The sequence below is a fragment of the Streptomyces sp. NRRL F-4489 genome (assembly GCF_001509485.1).
In the GTDB taxonomy this organism is placed as follows: Bacteria; Actinomycetota; Actinomycetes; order Streptomycetales; family Streptomycetaceae; genus Streptomyces.
In genome coordinates, this window is record NZ_LLZI01000046.1 from 89,873 (window position 1) to 98,659 (window position 8,787).

At 77.1% G+C, this 8,787-nt stretch carries 7 protein-coding genes and 1 pseudogene; 3 read left to right on the forward strand and 5 right to left on the reverse strand.

All coding sequences use genetic code 11. From position 1 onward, the window contains the following. Positions 1-28 precede the first annotated feature (28 nt). The 5 genes from ADL22_RS06520 to ADL22_RS06540 form a co-directional block, all read right to left on the reverse strand. Positions 29-1,177: a trypsin-like peptidase domain-containing protein gene (locus tag ADL22_RS06520; protein WP_066974608.1), complete on the reverse strand. Its 1,149-nt coding sequence runs from the start codon at positions 1,175-1,177 to the stop codon at positions 29-31. After that, positions 1,174-4,290, reverse strand: a complete 3,117-nt coding sequence (locus tag ADL22_RS06525; RefSeq protein ID WP_066974610.1) for an AAA family ATPase — start codon at positions 4,288-4,290, stop codon at positions 1,174-1,176. The genes ADL22_RS06520 and ADL22_RS06525 overlap by 4 nt, the downstream gene beginning before the upstream one ends. Beyond that, positions 4,271-5,380: an ATP-binding protein gene (locus ADL22_RS06530; RefSeq protein ID WP_066974612.1), complete on the reverse strand. Its 1,110-nt coding sequence runs from the start codon at positions 5,378-5,380 to the stop codon at positions 4,271-4,273. Before ADL22_RS06530 ends, ADL22_RS06525 begins: the two co-directional genes overlap by 20 nt. Positions 5,381-5,493: 113 nt before the next feature. Then, the gene (locus tag ADL22_RS06535; protein WP_066974614.1) at positions 5,494-6,486 is read right to left on the reverse strand and encodes a hypothetical protein; all 993 of its coding nucleotides are present in this window, start codon (positions 6,484-6,486) and stop codon (positions 5,494-5,496) included. A gap of 47 nt (positions 6,487-6,533) precedes the next feature. After that, positions 6,534-6,725 (reverse strand): DUF6381 family protein, encoded by a 192-nt coding sequence (locus tag ADL22_RS06540; RefSeq protein ID WP_066974616.1) that lies wholly within the window; start codon positions 6,723-6,725, stop codon positions 6,534-6,536. Positions 6,726-7,008: 283 nt separating this feature from the next. On the opposite strand from ADL22_RS06540, the gene ADL22_RS06545 reads away from it, so the two are divergent. The 3 genes and pseudogenes from ADL22_RS06545 to ADL22_RS06555 form a co-directional block, all read left to right on the forward strand. Beyond that, the gene (locus tag ADL22_RS06545) at positions 7,009-7,179 is read left to right on the forward strand and encodes a hydrophobic protein (protein WP_066974618.1); all 171 of its coding nucleotides are present in this window, start codon (positions 7,009-7,011) and stop codon (positions 7,177-7,179) included. Between the two features lie 9 nt (positions 7,180-7,188). Next, positions 7,189-7,992 (forward strand): VOC family protein, encoded by an 804-nt coding sequence (locus ADL22_RS06550; RefSeq protein WP_066974620.1) that lies wholly within the window; start codon positions 7,189-7,191, stop codon positions 7,990-7,992. A gap of 194 nt (positions 7,993-8,186) precedes the next feature. Next, positions 8,187-8,787 (forward strand): annotated as a pseudogene (locus ADL22_RS06555) (hypothetical protein); the annotation flags it as partial.

Consider the following 8,787-nt stretch of genomic DNA (forward strand, 5'->3'; position numbering starts at 1 on the left):
GTCGTACGGGTCGGTCGGGGGCGGGTGTTCAGCCCGCGCCGCCGTCCTGCGCGGCGGTGATCTCGGCGTGCACGTCGGGGGCGCGGTCCGCCAGATCGCGCAGCACCCCGGACATCTGGGTGCCGACGTTGACGAACGCGGTCGTCCGGCCCTGGAAGCGCACGTTCTCCACCCGCCGGCTGCCCCGGTGCAGGGCCACCACCCGCCAGTCGTCGGTGAGGACCGGGGAGCCGGAGGAGCCGCCGCGGGTGTCGGTGAAGTAGCGGACGTCCCGCTCGTCCGCCTCGTAGACGAGGTTGTTGCGCAGCGCCACCCGCTTCGGCAGACCGCCGGGGTGCTGGATGATGTTGACCGCCACGCAGTCGCCGCCGGCCACCGCCAGCGGCCGCCGGGCGAGCTTCAGCACCGGCCGGGCGGACGGCTCGGACAGCCGCAGCACCGCGTAGTCCAGCTCCGGGTCGGCCGCCGCGAGACCGCTGACCCCGACCTCCTCGGCGGCGTCCTCGCCGGTGCCGTCGGCGTCGGCGTCGTAGCCGAAGCGGACCCGGGTGTGGCACGCCTGGAGCCGCAGGTCCTCGGGGGCGGCCAGCGGGCGCTCCGGGCCGGTGCCGGTACGGGCGTTCACGACGTGGTGGTTGGTCACCAGCAGGGTCGGGGTGACCAGCCAGCCGGTGCCGGCGTGCGGGAAGCCGTTGGGCTGGAGGGGGGCGCCGTCCTCGTACGGCGGGACCTTCAGGCGGGCCACCGCGGCGCCGGCCAGCGCGCCGCCGCGCAGGAAGTCGATCGGTACGGTGTCGTCGCGGTGGACGATCTGCTCCTTGATCTCCGGCGCCGCTCCGCCGGGCAGGACGTCCGGTTCGCCGCCGGCCCGCCGGGCCACCTCGTCCAGCGCCTCCTGGAAGACCCGCAGCGGCTCGGCCTCGGTGGTCTGCGCGATCGCGTTGCGCAGCCAGATCTCCAGCGGGACCGAGCCGTCCACCAGCCGCTCGACCTGGTTCATCTGCGCCAGATCGGAGTGCAGCTGGCGCATCGGGGCGGCCAGGATCGGCAGCGTGCCGCGGTACCTGGGCAGGACGCCGTCGAACAGCAGCGGCCGGACGGACGGGTCGGTCAGCCCGCTGTCCAGCGCGGCGTCCCGCACCCGCAGGATGGCCTCCGGCGGCAGATAGGCGGTCATGGCGGATCGGGCCCGGTCGGGCCGCTCCCTCCGTCCGGCCGGCCCGGCCCCGGCCCCCGCGCCGCGGCCGCCTCCGGCGCCGTACGGGCCCCGGTCCCCACGCCCATCGCCGCGGCCACCCCGGCCAGCAGCTCACCGCCGGTGTCGGGGACGGACAGCAGCCGGTGGGCCACGGAGTCCAGGGTGCCGCGGTCGCGGGCCAGGCGCAGGATGCCGGTGATACCGGTGGGCCGGGCGCCGCCCGGCGGGCCCTCGGTGCCGCCTGCCGCCGCCCGGCCGCCGGCCCGGCCCGGCCCGGACGGACCCGCCGCCTCGTCCAGGATCCGCATCACCGCGCCCAGCAGCGACGGCTGGCGCCGGGTCGCCCGGCACATCGCGCTGCCCAGGGTGTCCAGCGTCCGGTCGTCGGTCGGCAGGCCCACCACCTCCACCGCGTGCGCCAGCGCCCCGGGATCCTCGCCGGCGACCTGCGCGGCGGCCGCGCGCACCAGCGCCGGCTGGCCGGCCAGCACCTCGTCCGGCAACTCCCGCAGCTGCGTGGCGAGTTGATGGCCCGCCTGGACGCCGGAGCGGGCGGTGTCCGGGGCGGCGGCGGGCAGCCGGGCCCGCGCCAGCCGGGCGCCCATCGCCTCCAGGTCCTCGCCCAGGGCCAGCGCGGCGTCCTCCGCCACCCGCAACTCCCGGTCGGCGGCGGCCGGATCGCCGTCCTCCTCGGCCAGCCGGGCGGCGAGCAGCAGGAGTTCCAGCCGCCGCTCGGCGCAGCCGGCCCGCTCGGCCCGCCCGACGGCGTCCGCCACCGCCGCCCGCGCCTCATCGCGCCGCCCCAGCCGGCCCAGCGCCTCGGCCAGCAGCGAGTGCAGCGGACTGCACGGGGTCCACGGCCGCCGCCGCGCCAGCCGGTCCAGCGCCTCCTGCGCGTAACCCTGCGCCAGCAGGTCCTCCGCCTCGCGGGCCGCGATCCGCTCCCAGTCCTCCTGGTCGGCGCCGGCCGCCACCCGGTCCGGCGCGCCGCCGCCCAGCCGCGCGGTCAGCAGCCCCGCCGCCCGCGGCGGCAGATCCTGCCGGGCCCCGGCCAGGAACCGCTCGACACCGGGCAGCCAGCGCTCCTCCACCGCCCGCGGGTCCTCGTCCAGCCGCAGCCGGTGGTAGAGCTCCTCGGCCCGCGCCTCCACCCCGTCCCGCGCCGCGTAGTACGCCACCGCCCGCCGCTCGACCTCGCGCATCACCGCCGTCCGGTCCCCGCCGGGCAGCCGCAGCATGATCGCGCGGACGTCGCCGCGGAACCGCACCGCCCCGGGCCCGGCCGGCTCGACCAGGTCCAGCCGGCTCAGCTCGCCGAACAGCCGGTGCGCCGCGGCCGCGTCCGGCACCGCCACCCCGCACGGCCCGGCCAGCACCTCGCCGATGACGCCCGGGGTGAGCACCCGCAGCGCCAGCGCCGGATGGGCCAGCCGGCGCACGTCCTCGTCGGCGATATGGCTCAGGATCCGGTCGAACAGGACGCCCTGCACCAGCATGTGGTCGACCTGCCGGAAGACCTCGTCGCGGCGCTCGGGCAGACTCCGCACCAGGTCGCCGGACGGCCCGGCCGCGCCGCCGGACAGCACCGCGGCCCGGGCGGCCAGCCGCAGGCTGAGCGGATGCCCGCCGACCCGCTCGGCCAGCGCCGCCGCGACGTCCGGATCGGCGACGCCCAGGGCGCGCAGCAGCGCGACCGCGGCCGGCGGCTCCAGCTCGGCCAGCTCGATCTCCAACGGGTCCCTGGTCCGGGCCGGATGGTCCACCGGCGCCCGCCCGGAGACCACCACCCGCATCCGCGGATAGCCGCGCCGGAACGCCGCGCAGATCGCCCACATCCGGCCCAGCACCGGCGAGCCCCGGTACTGCGCCTCCTCGAAGGTGTCGATGGCCAGCACGAACGGCGGGTCCTGCTGCCCGGCCGCGGCCACCGCCCGCGCCAGGACCCCGGCCACCCGCTCGATCAGTCCGGTCTCCCGCTCGGTGGCCAGCAGCTGGAACGCCTCGGACGAACTGCGGCCCAGCACCCGGGTGGTGGCCAGCCGGCACAGCTGCGCCACCCGCTCCTGCTCCTCCCGCTGGCTGGCCGCCGTCCGCTGGCACTCGTCCGCCAGCGCGTCCAGCTCGGCGCGGAACGCCGGGTACTGGACGGCCAGTTGGCGCGCCGCCTCGGCGATCAGGGTGACCGGTTCCCGCAGCGAGAGGGTGGGCCGCTCGAAGTCGATGTACGCGAACGGGAAGCCGTCCGGCCCGCCGAACGCCGCCCCGCCGGCCGCCGCCCCGGCCACGCTGTCCAGCAGGAACTTGGCCAGCAGCGTGCTCTTGCCCATCCCGCCGGGGCCGTGGATCACCAGGGGCGGCACCGGCGCGTCGGGGTCCGCGCCCGGTTCCGGGCCGGCCGGGCCCGCGCCCGCTTCCACCGCGGGCCCGCCGCCCGGCACGCCGGTATGGGCGCGCAGCCGCCGCAGCTCCGCGTCCCGGCCCTGGAACGGTCCCGCCACCAGGCGCCGCAGCGGCTCCAGCAGCCGGGCCCGCTCCAGCGCGGCCTGCACCGCGGCGGGTTCGGGCAGCCCGCCCACCCCGGGGACCCGGGAGAGCCACAGCACCGCCTGGAGCGCGTCGGCCAGTTCGTCGGCGGACCAGCGGGCCAGCAGGGTGGCCGCCGGGGGCAGGGTGCCCTGGAGGAAGCCCAGGCAGAGCGCTTCGGGGCCGCCGGGTCCGGCGGGGAACTGCTCGCGGTTGGCCGCCAGCGCCCGCCGCGCCGCCTCCGGCCCGGCCAGACCGCGCAGCGCGGTGTCCCGGACCCCGGGCGTGAGCGTCCAGGCGGCGCGGTCCGCGGGATCGCCGAACGCGGTGCAGTCGTCCAGCAGCGCCAGGGCCGCGCCGCCGCTCGGCCGGTCCTCGCCGGGCAGCCGCAGCCGCCGCGGATCGAAGCGGGTGAGCAGGCAGGCCGCCTCCCGGTAGGCCCGGCGGGTGTCCGGCACCGCGCGTTCATCCGGCTCGACGGTCCGCAGCTCCCGCCGCAGCCGGGCGGCGAACTCCTCCCGGAGCCGGGCCGGGGCGAGCCGGCCGGTGTCAGAGGGACCGGTAGACACGGATCGCCCCCTCCGCCGCCGCGCACAGCCGCCGCATATAGCTCTCGCCGTTCCCGTCCCGGGACCGCACGGCGTGCAGCACCTCGTCCACCGCCACCTCGGCCAGTTCGTCGGTCTCCTGGGCGCCGGCGGCGGCCGGCGGCGCCTCGCGGAAGACCTGGCGGAAGAAGCGCCGCAGGTCGTCCGGTTCGGCGACCCGGGCGATGTCCCAGCACTGGCTGGTCCGCACGTCGTAGGGGAGCGGGCGCATCGCGCGGCCGTAGCCGAGCAGGACCAGCCGCGGCGCCCGGTCGCCGCGCAGCGCGGCGTGCTCGTAGACCGCCAGCGCGAGCAGGCCGATCAGGTCCCAGACGTCGGAGTGCGGATCGAGCCGGTCGCATTCGTCGAGGACCAGCCAGTACCGCTCGTCCGCGGTGGTGGCCCGGGCGACCATCCGGTGCACCGCGAGCTCCAGCGACGGCAGCGGATCGTTGAGCCCGGTGGGGTCGAACGGCTCCTGACCGGCGCCCGGTGCGTCGAGGAACGCCGCCAGCCGCTCCAGCACCTGCCGGGCGGTCGAGGTCCGCGACAGCGTCACCCGGGCCGGGCGGAAGCCGCGGTGCTGCCCGAGGTGGCGCAGGAAGACGTAGGTGTACGAGCGGCCGCTGTCCGGCTCGCCGTCGACCAGCAGGACCGACTTCTCCGGGTCGGCGACGAAGCGGCGCAGCGTCTCGCGCAGGTCCTCGCGGTCGATGAACGCCGCGCAGCCGCCCTGGAGGACGCAGCTGCGGAAGACGTCCCCGCCGTGCGCCGCGGCGTCCGCCCGCAGCCGCGCAAGGAACTCCCGCGCGGTGCCGATCTCGGGGCGGACCGCCAGCCGGTCGAGCGCGGTGACCACTTCCAGCAGCCGCACCTGGCCCCCGATGTCGCGGCGCGAGGCGTGCACCAGCGCGCGGGCGTTGTCCCGGCTGACCTGCCCGAGCCGGAGCCCGCCGAGGAAGTCCTGCGGGAACCCGTACGCGAGGAGGGCGCTGTGCGGTTCGACGGTGTCGAGGAGATAGCTCGCCAGCCACTCCGTGACGACGTCCCATTCCGTCTCTCGCAACGGCATGCCGCACCTGCCCGGCCGCTCCGGAGGGGAGCCTGCCCGTTCGGCCCCGTCGTTCCTGCTGTTTGTCATGCTTCCACCCGGTTTTCCGGGGTGCAAGCGCCCTGACGCGGCGCTCAGGCCGGCTGCCCGGTGACCCATCGCACCGGCTCCCGGACGGCCGCCTGGGCCAGATACGCGGAGACGTCGTGGTGGTTGGGGCTGTCGTTGGTGACCAGCGCGTCGGTGATCAGCTCGGTGGGGGTGAAGTCCGGGCGCAGGGTGTGCCCGAGCGCCACCAGGTCCCGCAGGTCCGACACATTCCGCCAGGCGCTCACGCCGGCCGGCACCGCGGGCGGCCGCGCCAGGTGGTCCCGCACCTCGCCGATCGCCAGCGGCGACCCCAGCGTGATCAGCAGCTCCACCTCCCGCTCCTGTTCGCGCAGCACCTCGTACGCGGCCACCGACCCCAGGCTGTGCCCGATGACGATCAGCGGACCCTCCGCCGGTCCGTCCAGCGCCTGGGCCACCACCTCCCGGATCGCCGGTCCGGCCCCGCCGAAGAAGTACGCGTGGACGTCGGTGAAGGTGCGCCGGACCAGCTCCCGGAAGACCGCGGTCCGCAGCGGGCGGGGCAGTGGCAGCACCTCCAGCGGCAGCGCCTCGCCGCGACCGGCCGCCCCGCCACCGGCCTCCCCGGCGCCGCCGGCCGCCTCCGCCTCGCCCAGCGTCTCCGCGAAGTACGTCATCTCGCGCAGCCAGTCCACCAGCGGGCCCTCGTCCGCGCCGCCCTCCGGGCCGCCCGCCGCCCGGCCCTCCAGCGCGCTCGCGGCGGACTCCCGCCGGGCGTCCGCGACGGTCCGCGCCACGAACTCCTCCGGCGGCTCGAACACCCCGGGCGCGTCCCGCGCGGGCGCCTCCGCGCCGGACGCGGGGCCGCGCACCGGCTCGTCCGCCGCCGAATCCGGCAGCGGACTGGCGTACCGCAGCGGGGCCCAGTACGCCATGCGGGACAGCCCGGCCAGGTCGTGGCCGAACAGCGCCTGGTCCCACTGCGATCTGAGCAGGTCCGCGCGGACCTTGTTCCCGTTGCCGTGCACATAGACCAAGCCGGGCCGTCCGGGGCGCATACCGCCTCCTTCCGCCGGTCCCGCCGGGTGCCGCGCCGCGCGGGCGCTCACTCCGACGGGTAGATGTCCCCGCTCCGCATGGCGCTCTCCTGCTCGCTCCGGCTGCGCAGCCGGCGGGCCTTCTCCTGGAGCCGCTCCCGCTCCTTGGGGTCGCCGGCCTGCTCCGCGGCGTCGGCCAGCTGCTTGGCCTTCTCCCGCATCTGCTGCAGCCGCGCGCGCGTCTCTTCTCCCGCTCCCATGGCGTTCCTCCTCGTCGTACCGGTGGTTCCCGGGCCGCCGCCCGGCGGGTCCCGCGCGGCCCCGGCGGTCCGGCCGGGCACCGCCGGTACGCGGCCGGGCCGCCGGGCGGGCCACTGCTCCCAGCCAAACAGGGCCCGGCCCCATCGGCACCTCGGGGCGCCACCCGGCGCGACCCCGCGGCCACCGGCCGCGCCGGGCGCCGGTCCGGCCGCGGGTGGGCCGGACCCCGGCGGCGCATAATGGGGCCAGGTAGGGAACCAGCCCGTCCGGAGGTGGATCCCGATGGCCCTTCTCCTCCTCGTCCTGCTGCTCGTCCTGCTCCTCGCGGGCGCCGGTTTCGTCCTCAAAGTCCTCTGGCTGGTCGCCATGGCCGTGCTGGCGGTGCTGGTGATCGGGTTCCTCTTCCGCACGGCCGGCCGGCGCGGCGCCCGGGCCCGCCGCCGCCCCTGGTAGGCGGATCCGATGCCCGCCACCCAAGCCCGCACCACCTCCACCGCCTCCCTCGGCGGCGCCCCCTGCTGGGTCAGCCTGATGACCCACGACCTGCGCGCCGCCCAGGACTTCTACGGCGAGGTCCTCGGCTGGCAGTTCCGCCCCGGCATCCTCGGCCCGGAATTCTCCATCGCGACATCCGGCGGCCAGCCCGTCGCCGGCCTCGGCACACTGGGGCCCAGCCGGCGGGTCGCCGTCGCCTGGACCCCGTACTTCGCCGTCGCCGACGCCAACGACACCGCCGCCCGGATCCGCGAGCGCGGCGCCACCGTCGCCGTCGGCCCGCTGGAGTTCGGCAAGGGCCGCGCCGCGCTCGCCGCCGACCGGGACGGCGCGGTCTTCGGCCTCTGGGAGGGCCAGACGACCCTCTCCTGGGCGGTCGGCCAGGGCGAGGCCCCGATGTGCCTGGAACTCCGCACCCGCGACGCCTTCGAGGCGGCGATCTTCTACGGCGAGGTGTTCGGTTGGTCCCCGGACCGCCCCGGCGGCTGCGACATCACCTACGAGCACGACGAGGTCGTGGTCCGCGACACCGCCGGGCGCACCGTCGCCGCGCTGCGCGGCGGCGCCGTCGAGGCCGCCCCGGACCCGCATGTCCGCCCCCGCTGGCACGTCTACTTCCCCGTGCACGACATCGAGAAGGTCACCGCGGCCGCCGTGGCCGCCGGCGGCTTCGCGCTGCCGGTGACGCCGATGGTGGACAGCACCGGCTGCGAGGCCGTCATCCGCGATCCGCAGGGCGGCCTGTTCACCGTCGCCACCACACAGGTCTGAGCCCGCCCGGCCGACACGCCCGGCCGCCGGCCGGGCCCGCGGCGTGTCTCCACCGGATGGCCCGCCAGCATTGGCGCCGCCCGCCCACCGGGACGTTGGCTGAACCACAACAGAACCGACAAGCAGCACAACGCCCGATGAGCGCCGGCGCCTGGCGGTGCGGACGCTCTCACCTCGTTCAGTGGAGTCCCTACATGTCACCTGAACCAGCTCCTCGTGGGGGCGAAGCCGGCCTGTCCCCGACAGACCACGGCGAAGACCATCCGACCACCAGCCAGGAGAACGTCTCGTTCCGCACCCTCGTGTGGACGGCGGCCACCACCAGACCGGTGGAGGAGGTCGCCGCCCTCGTGGAACTGCTCAAGCGCAGCGGCGAAGACCCCAACCCCGGCGACGAAGCCCTGCGGGTGGCGGCGATGACCCGCCCGGTGAGCGAGGTCGGGCCGCTGCTCGCCATGCTCGGCCAAGCCCCGCACACCGCCGAGGCGAGCTACGAGGCGCTGCGGGCCGCGGCGGTGGGCCGGTCCGTCGACGAGGTCGCCCAGCTGATCAAGCTGTTCGACCGGGGCCACGAAGGCGGCCCCGCCGAGGCGGTCCCGCCGGCCGGCGACAACTTCCCCGACGGCCACCACGACACCGCGGGCATGGCCACCACCGCCCTGCCCACCATCGGCGACCCCGCCCTCGACCCGTACCCGGACCCCTACGGCCACCCCGCGCCCGACCACGCCTACCCCGCCCCGCACCCCGGCCAGGCCGGCGCCCCGGGCGAAGGGGCCATGCGGGACGCCGCCC

Coding starts and splice junctions, on each gene's coding strand:
- ADL22_RS06520 (WP_066974608.1), bottom strand. CDS start 1,177: ATGACCGCCTATCTGCCGCCGGAGGCCATCCTGCGGGTGCGGGACGCC.
- ADL22_RS06530 (WP_066974612.1), bottom strand. CDS start 5,380: ATGCCGTTGCGAGAGACGGAATGGGACGTCGTCACGGAGTGGCTGGCG.
- ADL22_RS06535 (WP_066974614.1), bottom strand. CDS start 6,486: ATGCGCCCCGGACGGCCCGGCTTGGTCTATGTGCACGGCAACGGGAAC.
- ADL22_RS06540 (WP_066974616.1), bottom strand. CDS start 6,725: ATGGGAGCGGGAGAAGAGACGCGCGCGCGGCTGCAGCAGATGCGGGAG.
- ADL22_RS06545 (WP_066974618.1), top strand. CDS start 7,009: ATGGCCCTTCTCCTCCTCGTCCTGCTGCTCGTCCTGCTCCTCGCGGGC.
- ADL22_RS06550 (WP_066974620.1), top strand. CDS start 7,189: ATGCCCGCCACCCAAGCCCGCACCACCTCCACCGCCTCCCTCGGCGGC.